Here is a 21,947-nt window from a genome sequence, read left to right as displayed (position 1 = left end):
TATGGGTCCCACCAGCGGACATGCCCGGTCCGGCCATCGTGGTCTGGTGCTCGCCTTGAGATCAACCCCTGGTCTTCGCCATCACGTCGGCGACGAACGCATCGAGGTCGCCGCCGGCAAACAAAAATCCCGGCAGGCCCGCGGCTTGCGCGGCCTCGATATCGGTGTCGCGGTCGCCGATGACGAAGCTGCCGGCGTGCCGTACCGGCCAGTGCGCCATCAGATCGTGGATCATGCCGGGCGAGGGTTTTCGCCAGTGATGATCTTCGAGATAGCCGGCGACGGTGCCGGCGGGATGGTGCGGGCAATACCTGATGTCGTCGATGATGGCGCCCTGGGCGGCGAGTTCGGCGCGCATCCAGTCATGCAGCGTGTTGAGTTCGTCTTCGCTGAAGTAGCCGCGCGCGACGCCGGATTGATTGGTGAAGAAGAACACGAAATAGCCGGCCTCGTTGAGCCGGCGGATCGCCTTGGCCGCATTCGGCATCCAGCGAATCCGTTCGCTTGTGCCCATATAGCCGTCGTCGTGGTTGACGACGCCGTCGCGGTCGAGAAACGCCGCAGGCTTGAGGATCCCACTCATCGCGGCGCCGCCTCGTGCAGCACGCGCTGCGCGATGTCAGCCACATCGGTGGCGGAAATGTCGCGCATGCAGCGATGGTCGTTCATGGTGCAGACCGTGCGCTGGCAGGGCTGGCAGGAAAGTTTCGTGGTGGTCAGAACCGTCGCCGCGAGCCCGTTCAGCGGCGCCCAGAGATAGGGACTGGTCGGGCCGAAAATGCCCATCGTCGGCGTACCGATGGCGGCTGCGATATGCATCAGGCCCGAGTCGTTGGAAATGGCGACGCTGGCGGCCGCCATCGCCAGAACGCCGTTGCGCAGATCGTTGCCGGTGAGGTCGCGGACCTTGCCGCCGCCGGCGACGACGATTTCCTGCGCCAGCGCCTTTTCGCCGGGCCCGCCGACCACCCAGACGTCAAACCCCCGTTCGGCCAATAGCCGCGCGGCTTCCGGGTAATAGGTCCAGCGTTTCGACTCGCCGACGGAACCGGGGCCCAGCGCCACAGCGGGTCCGGTGCCGAGCCCGTTGGCCTGCCGCCAGCGCGCGGCTTCCTCGGGCGGGACCCGAAGTTGCGGCACCGGCCATTCCGGCGGCAGTTTGGCGCCGGCAGGCAGCGCCAAAGCGGCGTTCTTGTCGATAAAGCGGGGCAGGCGCTTCGATTTTTCGTCCCAGCGCATCCGGTTGATCAGCCCGAACCGGGCTTCGCCGAAGAACCCCACCCGTTCAGGGATCCGGGCCAGCGCCGGCGCGATGGCTGCCTTCCAGGTTCGGGGGAGGACCAGCGCAGTTCCATAGCCCTTGGCACGCAATTGAGCCGCCAGACCGGTCTGCTTGGCTACCGCAAGTCGGCCGCGCGGCAGGTCCCAGACGATGCCTGAGCGGACGCCCGGCATGTAGTCGACCAGGGGGGCGCAGAGCGAGGTCACCAGCAGGTCGACCGGCCGGTTCGGCCAGCGCTGTTTGAGGACACGCACCACCGTATGGCCGCGGACAAAGTCGCCGATCCACATATAGGGGATGATCAGGATCGGCCGGGTGTCGGCGGCATCCTCGATCTCGATCCCAATTGATGAATCTATATTCATACCTTAGAAGTCTGCTACCCGGCTGATTCCGGCTCCGTCGGTAACCGCTCTGCACCGGCAGGTAAAGTGATGCCCGGCGTCTTCACCACATCTCGTCGCCCAAGTTGCCTGCCGGACGGGAGTGAGGCAAAGCTGGCGCCGCATAATATGGCAGGGGACAGCATGTTACTGGTAACCGGGGGTGCCGGTTTTATCGGATCGAACGTCGTGGCTGCGTTGAACGACGCCGGCCGGGACGTGGCGGTGTGCGACGTGCTCGGCCATGACGGCAAGTGGCGCAATCTGGCCAAGCGCCAGCTCGCCGATTTCGTGCCGCCCGCCGAGCTGATGGATTGGCTGATGGGCCGCCGGCTCGACGCCATCATCCATCTTGGCGCCATTTCCGAAACCACCGCGACTGACGGCGACCTCGTCATCGAAACCAATTTCCGGCTGTCGCTGCGGCTCTTGGACTGGTGCACGACGAATGCCGTGCCGCTGATCTACGCCTCCTCGGCGGCAACCTACGGCGATGGCGATCAGGGGTTTGGCGACGACGGGTCGATCGATGCGCTGAAGAAGCTGCGGCCGATGAACCTGTACGGCTGGAGCAAGCATCTGTTCGACATGGCGGTCGCCGAGCGCGCCGCGCGCGGCGAGCGGCTGCCGCCGCAATGGGCCGGGTTGAAGTTCTTCAACGTGTTCGGGCCGAACGAATACCATAAAGGCACGATGATGAGCGTGCTGGCGCGGCGTTTCGACGACGTCAAGGCCGGTCGCCCGGTGCAACTGTTCAAGTCGCACCGCGAAGGCATCGCCGACGGCGACCAGCGCCGCGATTTCATCTATGTCGACGACGTCGTGCGCGTCATGATGTGGCTGTTGGCGACATCTTCGGTGAGCGGGCTGTTCAACGTCGGCACCGGCACCGCGCGCAGCTTTCGCGACCTGATGCTGTCGGCCTACGCCGCGCTCGGCACGAAACCGAACATCCAGTATATCGACATGCCCGAACAGATCCGTAACGCTTACCAATACTTCACCCAGAGCGAGGTCGATCGGTTGCAGCATGCCGGCTATAATGGCGGCTTCACCGCGCTCGAAGACGCGGTTGATTCCTACGTGAAGGGCTTTCTCAACTGTTCCGATCGCTTTCGCTGACGGGCCACAGGTAACAAGATGTTCGATTTTGACGCCCTCAGCCAAGCGATATCAGGCCGCACCGTGCTCTGCATCGGCGACCTCATGCTCGACGAATTCGTCTATGGCGAGGTGTCGCGTATTTCGCCGGAGGCGCCGGCGCCGGTCATCGCGGTCCAGCGCAGCGAGACAAATATCGGCGGCGCCGGCAATGTCGCGCGCAACATCAGTTCGCTCGGCGCGCACTGCATTTTCGTCGGCCTGGTCGGTGAGGACGAAGCGGGCGCAAAACTGAAAGCTGACCTTTCGAAGGAAAGCCGCATCGAGGCCGTGCTGGTTGCGGATTCCTCCCGCCCGACGACGCGCAAGGTACGCTTCGTCTCCGAGCATTTCTCCACCCACATGCTGCGCGCCGACTGGGAACTGGCGCTGCCGGCTGCAGCCAGCGTCGAGCAGAAGCTGATCGATGCCATCCTGCCGCTGATCGCACGCGCCGATATCGTGCTGCTGTCGGATTATGCCAAGGGCGTGCTGACCGCGCGCGTGATCCGCAACACCATCGATACCGCCAAAAAACTCGGCAAGCGGGTGATCGTCGATCCCAAGAGCGCCAATTTTGCGATCTACCGCGGCGCGACGGTGCTGACGCCGAACCGCAAGGAATTCGCGGAAGCTACCCGCAGCCGCGCCGATTCCGACAAGAGCATTGCCGACGCCGCCCAGGACGCGATGTATCTCGCCGACTGCGAAGCCATGCTGGTGACGCAGAGCGAACACGGCATGACGCTGGTGGTTCGCGGCGGGGCTTCGATCCATGTGCCGGCGCTACCGGTCAAGGTGCGCGACGTCTCCGGTGCCGGCGACACCGTCGCTGCCGCGCTGGCGCTGACGCTCGCCGCCAACGCCGACTGGGAGACGGCGCTGCGGATGGCGAATGCCGCCGCCGCCGTCGCGGTCGGCAAGAAAGGCACCGCCACCGTCACGCCGGCCGAGCTGCGGCGGAAAATCCTGCCGCATGCCTCGCTCGCCGCCGAGGAAAAGATCGTGGCCGCCGGTGGCGATCTCGATGTCCATCTTTCGGAGTGGCGGCGGCAGGATCTGCGCGTCGGCTTCACCAATGGCTGTTTTGACATTCTGCATCCCGGCCATGTGAAAGTGCTGACGGCTGCGCGCGGCGCCTGCGATCGGCTGATCGTCGGTCTCAACAGCGACGCCTCGGTGAAGCGGTTGAAGGGCGAGGGGCGGCCGGTACAGGACGAACGTGCCCGCGCCGAAGTGCTGGCGGCGCTGGAGGCGGTCGATCTCGTCGCGATATTCGAAGAGGGCACGCCGATCGAGCTGATCACGAAAATAAAGCCGAGCGTGCTGGTCAAGGGCGGCGACTATACCCGCGAGCAGGTCGTCGGCCACGAGATCGTCGAGGCCTGCGGCGGCGAGGTCGTGCTGATCGACATCCTGCCGGGCCACAGCACCACGTCTCTGGTCGACCGCGCGCGGGGAGGCAAGGCGTGAGCGTCACGGTAACTCTGCCTTCGCGTCTGGCGGCGTGGCGTGATCCTGCGTCGTGGTCGAAGGCGAGCGACATCGTCGCGGTGTTGTTGGCGCTGTCGCTGCCCTGGTCGACCTCGCTGGTCGGCATCTTCGGCGTGATCTTCGTGCTGACGGTGGCGCCGACGATCGAATGGCGGGCATTCATGGTCTCGCTGCGACGGCCGGTCAGCGCGCTGCCGATTGCGCTGTTCACGCTGGCGGTGGTTGGAACGTTGTGGTCGGATGCGCCATGGGGCGTGCGCAGCTATGCAATCGGCCCTCTCGCCAAGCTCCTAGTGCTGCCGCTGCTGGTCTATCATTTCGAGCGCTCGGCGCGGGGCATGTGGGTGTTCACGGCCTTCCTAATTTCCTGCGTGCTGATGATGCTGATGTCGTGGCTGGTGATGCTGTATCCCGGCTTTTCAATCAAGCGAGACGATGTTGAACGCGGTATCTTCGTCAAGAACTACATTGACCAAAGCCAGGAATTTGCGTTGTGCGCAGTTGTGCTGGCGTTTCCTATTGTCACGCTGTTGCGTGCAAAAAAAGCCTGGCAAGCACTTTCACTGATGGCTCTTTCGGTAAGCTTCGTCGCTAATATGGCATTTGTCATTGTGTCGCGCACTGCAATTGTCACGCTGCCGATGATGATGACGACATTCGCGCTGCTTCACCTAAAACGCCGAACTAGCGCGATGATAATCTGCATAATGGTTGGTGTCGCAGGATTGGTTTGGTTCGTCTCGCCCCAGTTGCGTCGGACGACTGATACGTTTGTTAGTGATTACCAGCTCTACAAGGAAAAAAATTTGCCGACGTCGATGGGAGTTAGACTTGAGTTCTGGCAGAAATCGCTCAGGTTTTTCGCTAATTCGCCCGTGATTGGTCACGGGACGGGGTCGACGCGGGGACTGTTCGAAGGGGCTGCAGTCGGAACTGTAGAACTCGCCAGCGGTCAAGTAATTGGTAATCCTCATAACCAGACATTGGCTATTGCGATACAGTGGGGCGCCATTGGAGTCATCGTCCTCTACACAATGTGGCTGCTACATCTTAGGCTGTTCCGCGGCGAGGGCCTCGTGACGTGGATCGGCCTGATGGTCGTGCTCCAGAACATCTTCTCGTCACTGTTCAACTCCCATTTGTTCGATTTCCACGAGGGATGGATGTATGTCCTGGGGGTAGGCGTCGCCGGAGGCATGGTGCTGCGTGCGAAATCGCCACAAGCGGTCGGGGAACCGGCCGGCGCCGTCAAGTCATGACTGCTGGCTTGCACGCAGAAGATGAGCTATCAGCGGCGCGGGATTCCCTGGGAATTGGCTGCGGTTTAGTCTGGTTGATATATGACCCCATTTTCGCGATTGACCCTGCGCAATTTCCTTATTGCGTCGCATGACGCGCTGGCGACGGCGTTTGCCCTGCTGGCGAGCTTTTATCTGCGGTTCGAGGGCGGCCAGGGCTTCTTCGTCCGGCTGCCGCGGCTGCTGCATGTGCTGCCTTTTTTCGTCGTTTTCAGTGTGGTGGTCTGCTACGTCTTCAACCTGACCACGACCAAGTGGCGGTTCATCTCGCTGCCGGACGCCTTGAACATCCTGCGGGTCGCCTCTGTGCTGACCGTAGCCCTGGTGGTGATCGACTACATCTTGATTTTCGTCGCGCCGAATATCCACGGCGGCCAGGTGTTTCTCGGCCGCATCACCATCGTGCTGTACTGGTTCATTGAGATATTTTCGCTGAGTGCCTTGCGCTTCGCCTATCGCTATTTCCGCTATTCGCGAACTCGCCACCATGCCCGCGCCGAGGATGCGCCGCGGACGCTGCTGGTCGGCCGTGCGGCCGACGCGGAGGTCGTGTTGCGCGGCATCGAGAACGGCGCCATCAAGGGGATCTGGCCGGTCGGGATGCTGTCGCCCTCGGCGGCGGACCGCGGCCAGTCGATCCGCAACATTCCGGTGCTCGGCGGCGTCGACGACATCGAGAGCGTGATTCGCGACTTTGCGAGCCGCGAGAAGCCGATCAAGCGCGTGGTGCTGACCCCCTCGGCGTTCGAGCCGGACGCGCATCCCGAAGCGGCACTGATGCGTGCCAAGCGGCTCGGCCTCATCGTCAGCCGCCTGCCGTCCCTGGAGAGCGGCGACGCGCCGCGGCTGACCAATGTCGCGGTCGAGGATCTCTTGCTGCGTCCGAGCGAGAAGATCGACTATGCTCGGCTCGAGGCGCTGGTGAAGGGCAAGGCGGTCATCGTGACTGGCGGCGGCGGCTCGATCGGCTCGGAGATTTGTGAACGCGTCGCGACCTTCGGCGCGGCGCGGCTGCTGGTGATCGAGAATTCGGAGCCGGCGCTCTACGCGGTGACCGAGGCGCTGGCTGCACGCACATCCGGCCCCGTCATCGAAGGGCGCATCGCCGATATCCGCGATCGCGAGCGGGTCATGCAGCTGATGAGCGAGTTCAAGCCGGATATCGTGTTCCATGCCGCAGCGCTGAAGCACGTGCCGATCCTCGAGCGCGACTGGAGCGAGGGCGTCAAGACCAACATCTTCGGATCGGTCAATGTCGCCGACGCGGCGCTGGCAGCGGGCGCCGACGCGATGGTGATGATCTCCACCGACAAGGCGATCGAGCCGGTCTCGATGCTCGGCCTGACCAAGCGTTTCGCCGAGATGTATTGCCAGGCGCTCGATCATGAGCTCGTGACGCAATCGGCGGGCAAGCCGCGGATGCGTCTGATCTCGGTGCGGTTCGGCAACGTGCTGGCCTCGAACGGATCGGTGGTGCCGAAGTTCAAGGCGCAGATCGAGGCCGGTGGCCCGGTCACGGTTACCCATCCGGACATGGTCCGGTATTTCATGACCATCCGCGAAGCCTGCGATCTGGTGATTACGGCCGCCACTCATGCGCTCGCGCCGACGCGACCGGACGTCTCGGTCTACGTCCTCGAGATGGGGCAACCGGTCAAGATCGTGGACCTTGCCGAGCGGATGATCCGTATGTCGGGTCTTGAACCAGGCCTCGATATCGAAGTGGTGTTCACCGGGATGCGGCCGGGCGAGCGGCTCAACGAGATCCTGTTTGCGAGCGAAGAACCGACTGTCGACATCGGGATATCAGGCATTATGGCGGCCAAGCCGAACGAACCGCCGATGCAGACATTGCGCAAATGGCTCGCGGATCTCGAAGCGGCGATCGCTGCAAATGACCGCTCCACCATCAAAGCGGTGCTGAAGGATGCGGTGCCCGAGTTCGGGCCGGCCGTGGGCGAGGGAAGCCCAGAGTCCTCGCCGGCGCAGTGAGCTGGAGCCTTATCGGTTCTGATTGAATCAGAACCGAGCTCCTCCCTTTTATTTGACGCGAACCGGTTTCCAGCCTCGGATCAAGTCCGAGGGCATGCTTAGCTTAAAAACGCTATAGGTCCCTGATCCGGCGCGGCGCCAGTTATTTCGAGCGCGAGAACCGATACAGTGTCAGGACAACGGCCAGCGCGCCGGCCGCGACGAGCGGGATCACGATCACTGGGGATTGCAGCCGGGTCGATGCAATCGCGAGCGCCGCCAGTACGACGTTGAGCGCGAAAACCTCGCGGACCACCTGCCACACCGAAAAGCCGTTATCGGTCGCTCGCTGGTAGTAGTGCGAGCGATGCGCCGCCCAGAACGGCTCGCGCCTGACCATGCGGCGGGTGAGCGTGACGGTGGTGTCGGTCAGGTAATACAGCGGCAACAGCACGCAAGCGGCGAGTTGCTGGTGCCAGGCGAGTTGCAGCAGGCACCAGCCGAGCAGCAGGCCGATCGGCAGGCTGCCGACGTCGCCGAGAAAGATCTTCGCCACCGGCCGGTTGAACGGCGCAAAGCCGAGCAGCGCGCCGCACAGCGCGGCAGCTGTGATCGTCGTCGATGCCGGCACCTCTCCGAGCCAGCCGAGCAGGGCGATGGCGGCGCTCATGGGCACGGCCTCGGCGGCCGTCATCAGGTCGAGTCCATCCATGAAATTGACGAGGTTCACGAACCAGAGCCCGGCCAGCAGCACGAGGCAGCGTTCGATCCAAAGCGGTAACGTGTCAACGATCCGCAAGCTCTCGGGCACCGTAAAGACGATGGCAGCGACCGCCGCCGCCTGCAGCAGCAGCCGCGGTACCACCGGAATGGAATGGACGTCATCGGCAAGGCCGACGGCTGCGATGAACAGCGTCGCGCCGAACACGATGGCGGGGATTTTCATCGCCGGCGTGGCGGCGAACGCCATGACGGCGATGGCCGCGATCAGCGTCGCCGCGATCACCGCGATGCCGGCGCCCTGCGGCGTCGGGATGCGATGGGAGGAGCGCGCGTTGGGTTCTGCCAGCGCATGCCGCAGCATCAGCGGGCGGATCGCCCAGGTGAGGACCGACGACAGCAGCACGGCCAGGATGGCGGCGGCAAACGAAAGATATGGTTCGGAATGGTTCATCTATGCCGGCGCGGACAATTATTTCGGAACTTCGATCGGCGCTTCGCCCTGGGCCGCCTTCTCGGGGCTGAAAATCCACACCAGCCCGCCGAAGATGCCGACCAGGAACGATACCGCACCGAACAGCAGCGACATGTTGACGCCTTCAGTGGCCATCAGCCCGGCATAGCCGAAGGCCAGCCCCATGGTGGCTTCGCGAACACCCCAGCCGGCAATCGAGATCGGCAGCATCGTGATCAGCATCACCGGCGGCATCAGTTGGAAGACCTGGCTGAACGACACGGGCGCCGCGATCGACTGCACCACGCACCAGGCGATCACGACGGCGAGCACGTGAACGAGCAGCGACAGGATCGCAATTTTTGGTCCGTGCTTCCGGCTGAAGATGACGCGGTTGGCGATCACCGCACAGGCGTGAATGTGATGCGTCGCCCACCAGGTCTTCAGCCACGGAAACGGCAGCACGCCGAGCAGCAGAAATCCGACACCGGCCGCCAGTGCGGCGAAATCGACCAGCAGCAGCGCGGACCGCCCGGCGGGATCGGTGATCAGGTGGTAGCTCCAGGGCAGGCTTGCAACGATGACGATCGCGAGCGCGATCAGGCCGATGGCGCGGTCGACGAAGATCGAATAGGTCGCCGCCCGCCAGCCGGCGCCGGCGCGCGCGACCAGCCACAGCCGCACCGCGTCGCCGCCGATCGAGGACGGCAGGGTCTGGTTGAAGAAGGTTCCGATCAAGTTGAAGCGCATCCCCTGTCTGACCTCGATCGGTGCGCCGCATTCCGAACTGATCTCGCGCCAGCGCAAGACGCCGATGAAGATCTGCAGAAACAGCACGGCGATCGCCAGCGCAATCCAGCCCACGCTCTCGACGTTAAGCCGCGCGGCGAGATCGTACAGGTTGACCTTGCGCAGTGAGAAATAGAGCAGGGCTGCGGAGATCAAAATCTTGATGGCTGAAAGCAGAATCCGGCGCATCTCGTTCGCGCTTGCCAGGTTTGAGAGGGATGTCAAAAAGGGTGCAAAATCGGCGTCCCATGCCGAAGTTCGGCGCCTTGGTATGGTTTTAAGCTCAATCTGGCAATAGCGGCGCGGGTAAGTATTGCGGGACCCTCGACGTGGCGGGTAAAGAGGCCCGGAACGGAACGGCAGGGGCGAACCGGCCGCTGCTTTAAGGATATGATGTCGGATCAGACAATATTGGTCACCGGGGCCGCCGGTTTCATCGGCTTCCATGTCGCCCGCCGGCTGCTGGCCGAAGGCTGCACCGTGGTCGGGCTGGATAATCTTAACGATTATTACGATCCGGAGCTGAAGACGGCCCGCCTGGACGTCCTGCGCGGCGAGCCGCGGTTTTCGTTCGAACGGACCGATCTTGCCGATCGCGCGGCGATGGCGCGGCTGTTCGCCAAACACCGGTTCGGGCGGGTGGTGCATCTCGCCGCGCAGGCCGGCGTGCGCTATTCGATCGACCATCCGCATGCCTATGTCGACGCCAATCTCGAGGGCTTCGTCAACGTGCTGGAGGGTTGCCGGCATCACGGCTGCCGCCACCTGGTCTATGCTTCCTCGTCGTCGGTCTACGGCGCCAACACCAAGCTGCCGTTTTCAGTCGACGACAAGACCGATCACCCCGTCAGTCTTTATGCGGCGACGAAAAAGGCCAACGAACTGATCGCGCATTCCTACAGCCATCTCTATCGGCTGCCGGTGACGGGTCTGCGGTTCTTTACCATCTACGGGCCGTGGGGACGGCCCGATATGGCCATCTTCCTGTTCACCCGGGCGATCCTCGAGGGCACCCCGATCAAGCTCTTCAACCATGGTAAAATGCGGCGCGATTTTACCTATATCGACGACGTCACCAGCGCGGTCATGCGGCTGGTCGACCAGGCCCCGCGCGATGCCGGCCAGGCCGCCGGTGCGCCGGCCCGGATTTACAATGTTGGCAACAATCATCCGGAAGAACTGACCCATGTGGTAGCGGTTCTGGAGCGGGAACTGGGCCGCGCCGCCGTCAGGGAGATGTTGCCGATGCAGCCAGGGGACGTCACCGAGACCTTCGCCGATGTCGCCGAGCTGATGCGCGACACCGGCTTCCGGCCGCAAACGTCGATCGAGGACGGGCTTCGCGAATTTGTCGCGTGGTATCGCGACCACTACAGGATTTGAGATGCCGATGAACCGACGAATTATCCCCCTCATCATGTGCGGCGGCGCCGGCACGCGGCTATGGCCGGCCTCGCGCGAAGTCCATCCCAAGCAATTCCTGCCGTTGTTCGGCGCGCGTTCGACGTTCCAGGATACGATCCTGCGGGTTTCCGACACCTCGCTGTTCGAGCGTCCGGTCGTCATCACCAACAATGCCTATCGCTTCATGGTGCTGGAGCAACTCGCCGAGATCGGCATCGAGGCCGATGTGCTGCTCGAGCCGATGCGGCGCGACTCCGGCCCCGCGATCGCGGCCGGCGCCGCCTTCGCGCAGGCGCGCGACAAGGACGCGATCGTGCTGGCACTGGCGGCCGACCACGTGGTGCGCGACACGCCCGCCTTTCTCGCCGCATGCCGCGAGGGGCTGGTCGCCGCGGAAACCGGAAATATCGTGACCTTCGGTGTGCAGCCCGAGCGTGCCGCGACCGAATATGGCTACATCAATCCCGGCGATGTCATTGCCGGCAAGGTTCGCGCGGTGGCGAAGTTCGTCGAGAAGCCGGATCCGGCGACGGCGGCCGGCTATATCAAGGCCGGCTATCTCTGGAACAGCGGCAACTTCATGTTTCGCGCCGCCGTGCTGCTCGACGAGTATCGCACCGTCGATGCCGATAGCATCGAGGCGGTCGGCCGTGCGGTTTCGAAGGCAAGCTCCGACCTCGGATTCGTCAAGCTCGACGAGGCCGCGTTCGGATCGGCGAAATCGATCTCGATCGACTATGCGGTGATGGAAAAAACCTCGCGTGCCGCGGTGGTGCCGGTGGCGTGCGGCTGGTCCGATGTCGGCTCGTGGCATGCGGTGTGGGAATTGTCCGAGAAGGACAAGGAGGGCAACGCGGCGCGGGGTGCCGCGGTGTTCGAGGACTCCCGCAACTGCAACGTGGTGACCGACCGTGCGCTGGTCGCGCTCGAAGGCGTCGACGATCTCGTCGTGGTCGCGACCCAGGATGCGGTGCTGGTATCGCGGCAAAAGGACGCCAACGGATTGAAGCGCCTGGTCGCGAAACTGAAGAGCGTGGCGCCGCAGGTCACCGAGGATCACATCCGGGTGCACCGGCCCTGGGGATCCTATCAATCGGTCGACAATGGCGACCGCCATCAGGTCAAGCGCATCATCGTCAAGCCGGGCGGGCGGCTGTCGCTGCAGAAGCACCACCATCGCTCCGAGCACTGGATCGTGGTGCGTGGAACGGCGCAGGTGACCGTCAACGAACTGGTCAAGACCGTGCACGAGAACGAATCGATCTATATTCCGATCGGCGCCGTGCACCGGCTGGAGAATCCCGGAAAGATCCAGCTCGAACTGATCGAGGTGCAGACCGGAAGCTATTTCGGCGAGGACGATATCATCCGTATCGAGGATGATTATCGGCGCACCTGAGCGACCGGGAACCGTCGCCATTTTGCGGGATTTTCAGCCCACGCCCCCGTCAGGGCGATGTAACTCTTTGAATCAAAACGTGTCCGGAAAAGGCTGATGGCATTCGCCACATTTGTGGCGGCGTGCTAGAGAACCGCCGGGGCGTTCGCGTGGGGCATTCACGTGACGAAATTGTTGGGGTCTACGACATGAGTTCTAAAGGGTCCGCATCGGACGCGAAGAGCGACGCGCGGCGCGAATTGCGCGTGGGCGTGGTCGGCGCGGGTGTGATGGGCAGCAACCATGCCCGCGTGCTGGCGGGTCTGCCGGATGTGACGCTGGTCGGCATCGTCGATCCGTTGCCCGAACACCGTGCGCGCGCCGTCGAGATGGTCGGCTGCCGCGCCTTCGCGAGCCTCGAAGAACTGTTCGACGAGGGCGTCGATGCGATCACGATCGCGGCGCCGACGCATCTCCATCACGAGATCGCGCTCGCCTGCATCACGCGCAACATCCATATTCTGGTCGAGAAGCCGGTCGCTTCCACGGTCGAGGAGGGCGAGGACATCGTCTCGGCGGCGCGCAGTGCCGGCGTGACGCTGATGGTCGGTCATGTCGAGCGTTTCAATCCCGCCGTCGTCGCGATCAAGCAGGCGATCTCGGGCGAGGACATCCTTTCCATCGGAATCACCCGTGTCGGACCGTTTCCGCCGCGGATGTCGAATGTCGGCGTCGTCATCGATCTCGCCGTGCACGATATCGACCTGATCCGGTATTTCACCGAGTCCGATATCGTCGAGGTGCAGCCGCAGCTTTCCAGTGCAATCGCCGAGCGCGAGGATATCGCGCTGCTGCAGTTCCGCACCGCCTCCGGCGTGCTCGCCCATATCAACACCAACTGGCTGACGCCGTTCAAGGCACGCAACGTCACGGTCGCGACCCGCGGCAAATATGTCATGGGCGATCTGTTGACGCGCCAGGTGACGGAATGCTTCGGCTTCAAGCCCGACGGCAGCTATTCGATGCGCCATCTGCCGGTCGGCCACGACGAACCGCTGCGCGCCGAGCTGATCGCGTTCCTCAGTGCGGTACGCACCGGCGAGGTGCCGGCGGTTTCCGGCGACGAGGGCGTCGCCAGTCTCGCCATCGCCATCCGCTGCCTCGAACAGCCCCCCAAACCCGCGGCGAACACCGTGCGCAAGGGCCCGCGCCGCATCGTCGGCTGATTTACCCTCATTTCGATCCTGCAAGGCTTGCTGAACCAGAAGGCACCATGAACCAGCACATGCGCCCAGAACCCGTTCCCTTCATCGATATCGCCGCGCAGCGCCGCCGGCTCGGCAAATCCATCGATGACGCCGTGTCCGGCGTGCTCAACCATTGCCAATTCATCAACGGCCCCGAAGTGACGGCGCTGGAAGCCGCGTTGGCGGAATTCTCCGGCGCGAAGCATGTGGTGAGCTGTGCCAGCGGCACCGATGCGCTGCTGATGGTGCTGATGGCGATGAATGTCGGCCCCGGCGACGCCGTGCTGTGTCCGTCGTTCACGTTTTGCGCGACCGGCGAGGCGGTGGCGCTGGCCGGCGCTACGCCTGTTTTCGTCGATGTCGACGAAGCAACGTTCAACATCGATCCGGCCTCGTTGACGCGCGGCATCGCCACGGCGCGGCAGCGCGGACTAAAACCCCGGGCGGTGATTCCCGTCGACCTGTTCGGGCAAAGCGCCGACCATGATGCGATCGGCGCGATTGCCGCGGCCGAAGGCCTGTTCGTGCTCGACGACGCCGCGCAAGGTTTCGGCGCCAGCTACAAAGGCCGTAAGCTCGGCACGTTCGGTCTCGCCACCGCGACCAGCTTCTTCCCGGCCAAACCGCTCGGCTGCTTCGGTGACGGCGGTGCGATCTTTACCGACGACGACGCGCTCGCCGAAACGCTGCGCAGCATTCGCGTCCACGGCCAGGGTTCTGACAAATACGACAACGTCCGGCTCGGTCTTACCGGCCGGCTCGATACCATGCAGGCGGCGGTACTGATCGAGAAGTTGAAAATCTTCGAGGATGAGATCGCCGCGCGCAATGCGGTGGCGGAGCGCTATGCGAGGGGCCTCGGCAATGTCGTGACCGTGCCGCGGCTCGCCGCCGGCTGCACTTCGGTATGGGCGCAATATACCATCCGCCTGCCCAAGGGGACCGACCGTGACGGCTTCGCCGCAGCGCTCAAGGCGCAGGGGATTCCGACCGCGATCTATTATACCAAGTCGATGCACCAGCAGACCGCCTACCGGGATTTTCCGGTCGCCGGCGGCGGCCTGCCGGCCAGCGAGAGCCTGTCGGACGACGTCATCAGCCTGCCGATGCATGCCTATCTCGATGAGCCCACGCAGGAACGGGTCATCAAGGCGGTGCGCGACGCACTTCAGGCTTGATCCCGAAAAATGGCAGCCGGTTTTCGGACAAGATCATGCCTGGATCGTTAAGGGGCTGATTTCGCCCGCCGCTTAGTATAGAAGCGGCGCATGCTCGGACGCATCTTCACCGTCGGCGGCTATACGCTTCTTTCGCGGCTCACCGGCTTTGCGAGCTCGATCATGCTGGCCGCGATCCTCGGCGCCGGCCCGATCGCGGACGCGTTCTTCGTGGCGCTGCGCCTGCCGAACAGCTTTCGCGCCATCTTTGCCGAGGGCGCCTTCAACACCGCCTTCATTCCGGCCTACGCGCATGTCCACGGCAAGGGCGGCGAGGCCTCGGCGCGATTGTTCGCCGACCGCATCTTTACGCTGCTGTTCCTGTCGCAGGTGGTTCTGCTCGCCGTGGCATGGCTGTTCATGCCGCAGGTGCTCGACATTCTGGCGCCGGGCTTCTCGAAAGATCCCGAGCAGCGGCGGCTGGCGATCGAGCTGACCCGCATCACCTTTCCCTATCTGCTGCTGATCACGCTGGTGACGCTCTATGGCGGCATGCTCAACGTGATGCACCGCTTCGCCAGCGCCGCGGCGGCCTCGATCTTTCTCAACATCTCGATGATGGCGGCGCTGGCGCTGGCCGCGTTGTTTCCGACCGCCGGCCACGCCGCGGCCTGGGGCGTGCTGGTCTCCGGCTTCCTGCAATATTTCCTGCTCGCCGGCGATCTCGCCCGCCACGGCGGTTTGCCGCGCTTTGCGTCGCTCAAGCTCGACGATGATGTCCGGGCGTTTTTTCGTGCCATCGGTCCGGCCACCCTGGGGTCGATGGGGTCACAGGTGGCGGTGTTCGCCGACACCATCATTGCGACCTTCCTGGCCACGGGCGCGCTGTCGGCGCTCTACTATGCCGAACGGCTTTATCAATTGCCGATCGGCGTCATCGGCATCGCGGTCGGCACCGTGCTGCTGCCGGAAATGTCGCGCCGGATTACCGCGGGCGACGACGCCGGCGCCGCCGCGTCGCAACGCCGCGCCTTTGAATTCACGCTGCTGGCCACCGTGCCGTTCGTCGCCGCATTCGTGACCGTGCCGGACGTGATCATGCGCGCCGTGTTTGCCCGCGGCGCGTTCACCAGCGCCGATGCCGCCGCCGCGGGGGCGACGCTGGCAGCCTATTCGATTGGCCTCATTCCATTCGTGACCATCCGCAGCGCGGTCTCGGCGTTCTATGCGCGCAAGGACACCGCCACGCCGGTGAAGGCCTCGCTGACCGGGCTTACCGTCAACGTGCTGCTGAAGTTCGCATTGATGGCTCCATTGGCCCAGATCGGCCTCGCGCTCGCCACCGCCGTCGGCGCCTGGATTAATCTGCTGCTGGTCCTGATCTTTTCAGTGCGGGCGGGCTATCTGGAGTTCGACCGCGGCTTCATCAAGTCGCTGGCCAAATTTGCCGCGGCCGGCCTCGTGCTCTCGGCCAGCCTGTGGGTCACCGCGCGATTCGCGGCGGTCTATTTCGCGCAGATGCGGGCGTTCCGCGACGAGACCGCGTTGCTGCTGCTGATCGTGACGGCTGCGTTCGTATACGGCTTTTCCATCCTGGTGCTGTTCGGCAGGGGGTGGATATTCTCACTTCTGCGCGACCGTCAGTCGCCTAAGTCCCAATAAGTAAAGAGAAAATCTCTATGCCGCGGCCTGATTCGCCGGCCGAAAGCCGTTTGCGCTGGCGCGCGAACCACTGCAATATGGAACAGTTCTAGCTTTTGTTTTGACGCGTTTTCTTCACGCGAACCGGTGTCCACCCTCGGATCAAGTCCGAGGGCATGCTTCGCTCGAAAACGCTACGGGAATTGGAGATACGATGGCTGCTCCCATCAAGTTCGGCGTCGGTCAAAGCGTGCGCCGCAAGGAAGACGACGCGCTGATCCGCGGCAAGGGCCGCTACACCGACGATCACGCGCCGTCCCCCGCCATGCACGCGCTGATGCTGCGCTCGCCGCATGCGCACGCGACATTCACCATCAACGTCACCAAGGCCCGCGGCATGCCGGGCGTCGGCGCGGTCCTGATCGCAGATGACGTCAAAGACCTCGGCGATTTGCCGTGCCTGTTCAATCTCGAAGTCGATCCGTTCACGGGCCCGCCCTATCCGATCCTTGCCAAAGATGAGGTCCGCCACGTCGGCGACTCCATCGCCTTTGTGGTCGCCGACACCATCGACCAGGCCCGCGACGCGATCGAGGCGATCGAGGTCAAATGGACATCGCTGCCGGCCGTGGTCGGCCTTGCCAATGCCGTCAAGCCGGGCGCGCCGCAGGTCTGGCCCAACCATCCCGGCAACGTGCTGTTCGACGTCGGGATCGGCGACAAGAAGGCGACCGAGGCGGCCTTCGCCAAGGCGCACGCGGTCGCCGAAGTGTCGATCGTCAATCCGCGCATCATCACCAATTTCATGGAAACGCGCGCCGCGGTTGCCGAATACGACGCCAAGCGCGATCACCTGACGCTGACCATCGGCAGCCAGGGCAGCCACCGCTTGCGCGAAATCATCGGCGGCATGGTGCTGAAGATGCCGCTGGAAAAGATGCGGGTGATCTGCCCCGATGTCGGCGGCGGCTTCGGCACCAAACTGTTTCCCTATCGCGAATACGCGTTGATCGCGGTGGCGGCGAAGAAACTGCGCAAGACCATCAAATGGACCGCCGATCGCGCCGATCACTTCATGGGTGACGCGCAGGGACGCGACAACGTCACCACGGCGAAGATGGCGCTGGCCGAGGACGGCAAGTTCCTGGGCATGGACGTCGATCTGATGGGCGACATGGGCGCCTATCTCTCGACCTTCGGTCCCTATATCCCGCACGGCGGCGCCGGCATGCTGCCCGGGCTCTATGATATCCAGGCATTCCATTGCCGCGTCCGCACCGTCTTCACCAACACGGTGCCGGTCGACGCCTATCGCGGCGCCGGGCGGCCCGAGGCGGCCTACGTGGTCGAGCGTCTGGTTGACGCCGCCGCGCGAAAACTTGGGCTGACGCCGGATGCGATCCGGCGCAAGAATTTCATTTCGCCGAAGGCGATGCCGTACAAGACCGCGACCGGGAAGATCTACGACTCCGGCGATTTCAACGCGCATCTGAAGCGCGCGATGGACGTCGCTAACTGGAAGGAGTTTCCCAAGCGCGCCAAGGCAGCGAAGAAGCTGGGCCTGGTGCGCGGCATCGGGCTCGCGAGCTATGTCGAGGTCTGCGGCACCATGGGCGAGGAGACCGCCAATGTCGCGCTCGATCCCAATGGCGACGTCACCGTCCTGATCGGCACCCAGTCGACCGGGCAGGGCCATCAGACCGCCTACGCGCAACTGATCGCCGAGCAGTTCGGGTTGCCGCCCGAGCGCGTCCACGTGCTGCAGGGCGACACCGACCGTATCGCCACCGGCCTCGGCACCGGCGGCTCGGCGTCGATTCCGACCGGCGGCGTCAGCGTCGAGCGCGCCACCCGCGATCTCGGCAACAAGTTGAAGGAGATCGCCGCCGAAGCACTTGAGACCAGTGCGCTCGATCTCGAACTCAGCGACGGCCGGGTCCGGATCGCCGGCACCGATCGCTCGATCAGTTTCGCCGACCTGGCGAAGCGTCCAGGCGTCGATCCGTCGAAGCTGAATGCGAGTGCGACCTTCGCGCAAGCCGACGGCACCTATCCGAACGGCACCCACCTTGCCGAGGTCGAGATCGATCCCGCCACCGGCATCATCAAGATCGTCAACTATGTCATCGTCGATGATTTCGGTGTGACGCTCAATCCGCTGCTGCTCGCCGGCCAGGTCCATGGCGGCGCGATGCAGGGGATCGGTCAGGCCTTGATGGAGCGGGCGGTCTATAGCGATGCCGACGGCCAGCTCGTCACCGGCACGTTCATGGACTACGCAATGCCGCGCGCCGCCGACGGCCCGTCATTCCATTTCGAAACCCACAACGTGCCGTGCACGACCAATCCGCTCGGCGTCAAGGGCGCCGGCGAGGCGGGGGCGATCGGCTCCTGTCCCGCGGTCGTCAACGCGATCGTCGAGGGGCTGTGGCGCGAATACAAGATCGATCACATCGACATGCCGGCAACCGCCGAGCGGGTGTGGATCGCGATCCGCGAGGCGCAGAAGCGGCATAATCTCTGAAATATTGTCGCAGGCGGGGAATAATGCTCCGCATGCGGGATTCGAACTGCAGACCGCCCGCGGCCGCAGCAGTGCGTTCGCGGTGTCTTTTGGAAACGCTAGCGAGATGGAGAATTGGCGGATGAAGCGGATCGTTGTTGCCGTAGGAGCCTTGTTGCTCGGTGCTGGCGCCGTTGTGGCGCAGCAGGATGTCGCCGTTCAGCAGCAAAATCTGATGAAGACGCAGGGAAAGAGCATGTACGGGGTCATGCTCAAGATGGTGAAGGGCGAGATCCCCTATGACCAGGCCGCGGTAACTGCCGCCATCACCGATCTCGAAGCGCAAGTCACCAAGATTCCCACAGTCTTCACGCCCAATCCCAAGGAAGACGTGGTGAACGCGACTTATGGGGCGAAGCAGGCTATCTGGCAGAACAAGGCTGATTTCGACTCGAAGGTCCCTCCCGTCAGCAAGACGATCGCTGAGGTCAAGGGGTCGGTGAAGGACGCCGCCAGCCTCAAGGTCGCGTTCGACGCCATTCAGGCCAAGTGCACCGACTGCCACGAGACGTTTCGTGTAAAGCTCAAGTGAGAACTTGCAAGTGAGAACCTGACTCGCTCAGACAAAGGAGCGGAGGCTTTGATGCCTCCGCTCCTTTTTTCGTTTCAGGAAATACCGTGAAACGGCGTTACTTGGTTACCTGGCCGCGGATTTCGCCGCCCGGATTGGCTGCGGTGTGAACGTTGACATAATACTTGCCGGACGTCAGGTCGGCCGCCTGCGCATCGGTCAGCGTGGCGCTGCCTTCGGCCGGGCTTGACGTGGCGTTCGGGATCGCGACCGCGACGCCGCCGTTCTTGCCGGCTTCGGCCGGACCATGGAAATGCGCTGCGGTGGCCGGGCCGGACAGGCCGGAATAGGTCAGCTTCCAGCTCAGCTTCTTGGTGGCCGGATCGTAGTCGATGTCGGCGGTGCCGGTACCTGTGCTGGCATTCGGCGGCACTTCGGCCTTGCCGTCGAGCGTCGCCTTCATCTTCTCGGCGAAGGCGGTACCGGAAAAGGCGAACGCAGCCCCCAATGCGAGCGTGGCAAGCATAATCTTCTTCATGATGTTCTCCCTGTGACAACAAACGATGGCGTCAGCCTCAAAACAACGCCCCTTCGGATTTATTCCCGAAACGGCGTTGAATGCCCAAAATTTCGTGGAAGCTTATGGTGCGAACTCCGGACATACTAGCGTTCGCTTCGGGGCCGCTGATGACGGATTGGTGAATGTTACGACGAATTCTCGGACGAACTCTCGGACGAACTCTCCTTGGCTTGGTTCTGGCCGGCATCGCCGGTCTTGGCATTGGTCTTGGCATTTTCTGGTGGCTGACGATCCCCGCGGTCGTCGCTTCAAGCTCGCTTCCTCCCCGTGCGCCTATCCTTGCCAACGGTCTCACAACGTTCAATGCCGGCGGATGTTCCTCCTGCCATGCGGTCCCCAACCAGCCCGACCGGCTGAAGCTCGGCGGCGGGCTTGCGATCACCTCGCCGTTCGGCACCTTCTATGTCCCCAACATCTCGCCCGATCCGAACGACGGCATCGGCCGCTGGTCCGAGGCCGACTTCGTCACCGCGGTGATGAAGGGGACCTCGCCGAAGGGGGCGCATTATTTCCCGGCCTTTCCCTACGCCTCCTACCAGCATGCCAGGGTCGAGGACATCAGAGACCTGTTCGCCTATCTGAAAACGCTGGCGCCGGTGTCCGGCAAGGTGCGAGATCATGACGTGCCGTTTCCGTTCAACGTTCGTCGCAATGTCGGGGTGTGGAAATTTCTGTTCACCGACGGCAAGACGTTCGTGCCGGATGCCGCGCATTCGGCGACATGGAATCGCGGCGCCTATCTCGTCAACGGTCTCGGCCATTGCGCCGAGTGCCACAGCCCACGCAATTTTCTCGGCGGCATCGTCGCGGCGCAACGCTTCGCCGGCGGACCGAATCCGGATGGCGAGGGCTGGGTGCCCAACATCACCCAGAAGGGTCTGGCCGAGTGGAGCGCCAAGGATATCGACTACTTCCTCGAAACCGGGCAGATGCCCGACGGTGACAGCGCCGGAGGATCGATGGCGCGCGTGATCCGCAACACCTCGCAACTGCCCGCGTCGGATCGTGCGATGATCGCGGAATATCTCAAGTCGCTGCCGCCGGTCGAGGGACCGCCGAAGCCGAAGAAGAAAACAAGCGGCAGTTAGGACACGCGACAGCGCGCCGTCACGGGGTGAGGGCGGCGATCATCGGCGCGCGTCGCGGTGGCAAGGGGACCCTGACCTCCGGCTCCCTGACCTCGGGGATCCGCACCGTCGATACCCTGCGCGACGCCGGCGCGGAAATCTTCGGCCGGCCGGAATCGGCGGCAGGCTTGACCTGCGCCATGCTGCCGAACGCGCGGTCGAGTTTGGATGCCCGATACAGGATGATGTCGCGATCGAGATAAGTCACGGCCAGGACCGGATCGCGCCGGGTCCACAAGTTGTCCAGCGTGAAGCGATGCGCCAGCTCGGTGCTGCGGCTTGCCGGTGCGCTGCTTCGGTTCAAGGCTGCCGTGACGATCATGGCATTGGCGGCTTCCGCATCCGCCGGTGAAGCGGGCCTGATGGTTTCGACGTCGGCTTCGGATGTCGCGGCCAGGGCGGTCTGGTCCGATTGACCTGCGGTCCTGCTGGTCAGGAATTCCGCAGCGCCGGGCGCGTCCGAAAAATGTCCGAACAGCGTGTACCCGGCAACCAGCAAGCCGGAAATGATCGTTGCCGCCATCGTGTTGGAGGCATATTTGCGCACGCGCTCGTAGACGTGTGTCGACTTCGCGGCGGCGGGCGGTTGCAGCGCAATGGCAAGCAGTTCGTCATACGTCGCGCGCTGGTCAGTATCGATCAGGATGTCATAGGCGCGCATCAGCTCGCGGAATCGCCTGGGGGCTTCCGGATCGTCGGCATTCATATCGGGATGGGTGGCCTTGGCGGCCCTGCGAAATGCAGCCCGCAACCCATCGGCATCATCGCCCGGAAGGGCTCCGAGCAGATCGTAGAGCGTCCCCATGGT

18 protein-coding genes are annotated in these 21,947 nt (G+C 63.6%); 12 read left to right on the top strand and 6 right to left on the bottom strand.

What is annotated here, in order from left to right; genetic code table 11:
- Window positions 1–61: 61 nt before the first annotated feature.
- On the bottom strand, window positions 62–583 hold the full coding sequence (locus BLS26_RS06450) for an HAD family hydrolase (protein WP_092509437.1): 522 nt from the start codon (window positions 581–583) through the stop codon (window positions 62–64).
- Entirely contained in the window at window positions 580–1,647 is a 1,068-nt protein-coding gene (gene waaF, locus BLS26_RS06445) for a lipopolysaccharide heptosyltransferase II (RefSeq protein ID WP_092509435.1), read from the bottom strand. Before waaF ends, BLS26_RS06450 begins: the two co-directional genes overlap by 4 nt.
- A gap of 162 nt (window positions 1,648–1,809) precedes the next feature.
- Between waaF and rfaD the strand changes: the two genes are divergently transcribed.
- The 4 genes from rfaD (at window position 1,810) to BLS26_RS06425 (ending at window position 7,589) form a co-directional block, all read left to right on the top strand.
- Window positions 1,810–2,787, top strand: a complete 978-nt coding sequence (gene rfaD, locus BLS26_RS06440) for an ADP-glyceromanno-heptose 6-epimerase (protein ID WP_092509433.1) — start codon at window positions 1,810–1,812, stop codon at window positions 2,785–2,787.
- An 18-nt stretch (window positions 2,788–2,805) separates the two neighbouring features.
- On the top strand, window positions 2,806–4,278 hold the full coding sequence (gene rfaE1 / locus BLS26_RS06435) for a D-glycero-beta-D-manno-heptose-7-phosphate kinase (RefSeq protein ID WP_092509431.1): 1,473 nt from the start codon (window positions 2,806–2,808) through the stop codon (window positions 4,276–4,278).
- The gene (locus BLS26_RS06430; protein WP_092509429.1) at window positions 4,275–5,558 is read left to right on the top strand and encodes an O-antigen ligase; all 1,284 of its coding nucleotides are present in this window, start codon (window positions 4,275–4,277) and stop codon (window positions 5,556–5,558) included. Before rfaE1 ends, BLS26_RS06430 begins: the two co-directional genes overlap by 4 nt.
- 81 nt (window positions 5,559–5,639) lie before the next feature.
- A complete protein-coding gene (locus BLS26_RS06425; RefSeq protein WP_092509427.1) occupies window positions 5,640–7,589 on the top strand; it encodes an SDR family NAD(P)-dependent oxidoreductase in 1,950 nt (649 codons plus the stop codon).
- A gap of 142 nt (window positions 7,590–7,731) precedes the next feature.
- Here BLS26_RS06425 and BLS26_RS06420 read toward each other — a convergent pair whose 3' ends face one another.
- Together BLS26_RS06420 and BLS26_RS06415 are read right to left on the bottom strand one after the other, a co-directional pair.
- Window positions 7,732–8,742, bottom strand: coding sequence for a glycosyl transferase (locus tag BLS26_RS06420; protein WP_092509425.1), 1,011 nt, complete (start codon window positions 8,740–8,742; stop codon window positions 7,732–7,734).
- Between the two features lie 18 nt (window positions 8,743–8,760).
- Window positions 8,761–9,720: a lysylphosphatidylglycerol synthase transmembrane domain-containing protein gene (locus tag BLS26_RS06415; RefSeq protein WP_092509423.1), complete on the bottom strand. Its 960-nt coding sequence runs from the start codon at window positions 9,718–9,720 to the stop codon at window positions 8,761–8,763.
- 204 nt (window positions 9,721–9,924) lie between these two features.
- Between BLS26_RS06415 and BLS26_RS06410 the strand changes: the two genes are divergently transcribed.
- From BLS26_RS06410 to BLS26_RS06380, 7 genes are all read left to right on the top strand, one after another.
- On the top strand, window positions 9,925–10,914 hold the full coding sequence (locus tag BLS26_RS06410; protein ID WP_092517711.1) for an NAD-dependent epimerase: 990 nt from the start codon (window positions 9,925–9,927) through the stop codon (window positions 10,912–10,914).
- Window positions 10,915–10,921: 7 nt separating this feature from the next.
- Window positions 10,922–12,334, top strand: a complete 1,413-nt coding sequence (locus BLS26_RS06405; RefSeq protein WP_172804554.1) for a mannose-1-phosphate guanylyltransferase/mannose-6-phosphate isomerase — start codon at window positions 10,922–10,924, stop codon at window positions 12,332–12,334.
- Window positions 12,335–12,522: 188 nt separating this feature from the next.
- Window positions 12,523–13,539 carry a Gfo/Idh/MocA family protein gene (locus BLS26_RS06400; RefSeq protein WP_092509419.1) on the top strand — a complete coding sequence of 339 codons (1,017 nt, stop codon included), beginning with the start codon at window positions 12,523–12,525 and terminating at the stop codon, window positions 13,537–13,539.
- 47 nt (window positions 13,540–13,586) lie between these two features.
- Complete coding sequence (locus tag BLS26_RS06395; protein ID WP_092509417.1) at window positions 13,587–14,738, top strand: DegT/DnrJ/EryC1/StrS aminotransferase family protein; 1,152 nt, start codon at window positions 13,587–13,589, stop codon at window positions 14,736–14,738.
- A 90-nt stretch (window positions 14,739–14,828) separates the two neighbouring features.
- Complete coding sequence (gene murJ, locus BLS26_RS06390; protein ID WP_092509415.1) at window positions 14,829–16,379, top strand: murein biosynthesis integral membrane protein MurJ; 1,551 nt, start codon at window positions 14,829–14,831, stop codon at window positions 16,377–16,379.
- Between the two features lie 193 nt (window positions 16,380–16,572).
- Window positions 16,573–18,882 (top strand): xanthine dehydrogenase family protein molybdopterin-binding subunit, encoded by a 2,310-nt coding sequence (locus tag BLS26_RS06385; protein WP_092509413.1) that lies wholly within the window; start codon window positions 16,573–16,575, stop codon window positions 18,880–18,882.
- A gap of 121 nt (window positions 18,883–19,003) precedes the next feature.
- On the top strand, window positions 19,004–19,453 hold the full coding sequence (locus tag BLS26_RS06380; protein ID WP_092517709.1) for a cytochrome c: 450 nt from the start codon (window positions 19,004–19,006) through the stop codon (window positions 19,451–19,453).
- Between the two features lie 97 nt (window positions 19,454–19,550).
- Here BLS26_RS06380 and BLS26_RS06375 read toward each other — a convergent pair whose 3' ends face one another.
- Window positions 19,551–19,970 carry a CHRD domain-containing protein gene (locus BLS26_RS06375; RefSeq protein WP_092509411.1) on the bottom strand — a complete coding sequence of 140 codons (420 nt, stop codon included), beginning with the start codon at window positions 19,968–19,970 and terminating at the stop codon, window positions 19,551–19,553.
- Between the two features lie 164 nt (window positions 19,971–20,134).
- Here BLS26_RS06375 and BLS26_RS06370 point away from each other — a divergent pair, with 164 nt between their 5' ends.
- Window positions 20,135–21,100 carry a cytochrome c gene (locus tag BLS26_RS06370; protein WP_092509409.1) on the top strand — a complete coding sequence of 322 codons (966 nt, stop codon included), beginning with the start codon at window positions 20,135–20,137 and terminating at the stop codon, window positions 21,098–21,100.
- Between the two features lie 19 nt (window positions 21,101–21,119).
- On the opposite strand, the gene BLS26_RS06365 is transcribed toward BLS26_RS06370, so the two are convergent.
- Entirely contained in the window at window positions 21,120–21,944 is an 825-nt protein-coding gene (locus tag BLS26_RS06365; RefSeq protein ID WP_092509407.1) for a DnaJ domain-containing protein, read from the bottom strand.
- Between the last annotated feature and the right edge of the window lie 3 nt (window positions 21,945–21,947).

It is taken from the genome of Afipia sp. GAS231, from assembly GCF_900103365.1.
Classification (GTDB): Bacteria; Pseudomonadota; Alphaproteobacteria; order Rhizobiales; family Xanthobacteraceae; genus Bradyrhizobium.
Note: the sequence above shows the minus strand (reverse complement) of the source record. Positions and strands in the feature narration are given on the sequence as shown.

Coding starts and splice junctions, on each gene's coding strand:
- BLS26_RS06450 (WP_092509437.1), bottom strand. CDS start 583: ATGAGTGGGATCCTCAAGCCTGCGGCGTTTCTCGACCGCGACGGCGTC.
- waaF (WP_092509435.1), bottom strand. CDS start 1,647: ATGAATATAGATTCATCAATTGGGATCGAGATCGAGGATGCCGCCGAC.
- rfaD (WP_092509433.1), top strand. CDS start 1,810: ATGTTACTGGTAACCGGGGGTGCCGGTTTTATCGGATCGAACGTCGTG.
- rfaE1 (WP_092509431.1), top strand. CDS start 2,806: ATGTTCGATTTTGACGCCCTCAGCCAAGCGATATCAGGCCGCACCGTG.
- BLS26_RS06425 (WP_092509427.1), top strand. CDS start 5,640: ATGACCCCATTTTCGCGATTGACCCTGCGCAATTTCCTTATTGCGTCG.
- BLS26_RS06420 (WP_092509425.1), bottom strand. CDS start 8,742: ATGAACCATTCCGAACCATATCTTTCGTTTGCCGCCGCCATCCTGGCC.
- BLS26_RS06415 (WP_092509423.1), bottom strand. CDS start 9,720: ATGCGCCGGATTCTGCTTTCAGCCATCAAGATTTTGATCTCCGCAGCC.
- BLS26_RS06410 (WP_092517711.1), top strand. CDS start 9,925: ATGTCGGATCAGACAATATTGGTCACCGGGGCCGCCGGTTTCATCGGC.
- BLS26_RS06405 (WP_172804554.1), top strand. CDS start 10,922: ATGAACCGACGAATTATCCCCCTCATCATGTGCGGCGGCGCCGGCACG.
- BLS26_RS06400 (WP_092509419.1), top strand. CDS start 12,523: ATGAGTTCTAAAGGGTCCGCATCGGACGCGAAGAGCGACGCGCGGCGC.
- BLS26_RS06395 (WP_092509417.1), top strand. CDS start 13,587: ATGAACCAGCACATGCGCCCAGAACCCGTTCCCTTCATCGATATCGCC.
- murJ (WP_092509415.1), top strand. CDS start 14,829: ATGCTCGGACGCATCTTCACCGTCGGCGGCTATACGCTTCTTTCGCGG.
- BLS26_RS06385 (WP_092509413.1), top strand. CDS start 16,573: ATGGCTGCTCCCATCAAGTTCGGCGTCGGTCAAAGCGTGCGCCGCAAG.
- BLS26_RS06380 (WP_092517709.1), top strand. CDS start 19,004: ATGAAGCGGATCGTTGTTGCCGTAGGAGCCTTGTTGCTCGGTGCTGGC.
- BLS26_RS06375 (WP_092509411.1), bottom strand. CDS start 19,970: ATGAAGAAGATTATGCTTGCCACGCTCGCATTGGGGGCTGCGTTCGCC.
- BLS26_RS06370 (WP_092509409.1), top strand. CDS start 20,135: ATGTTACGACGAATTCTCGGACGAACTCTCGGACGAACTCTCCTTGGC.
- BLS26_RS06365 (WP_092509407.1), bottom strand. CDS start 21,944: ATGGGGACGCTCTACGATCTGCTCGGAGCCCTTCCGGGCGATGATGCC.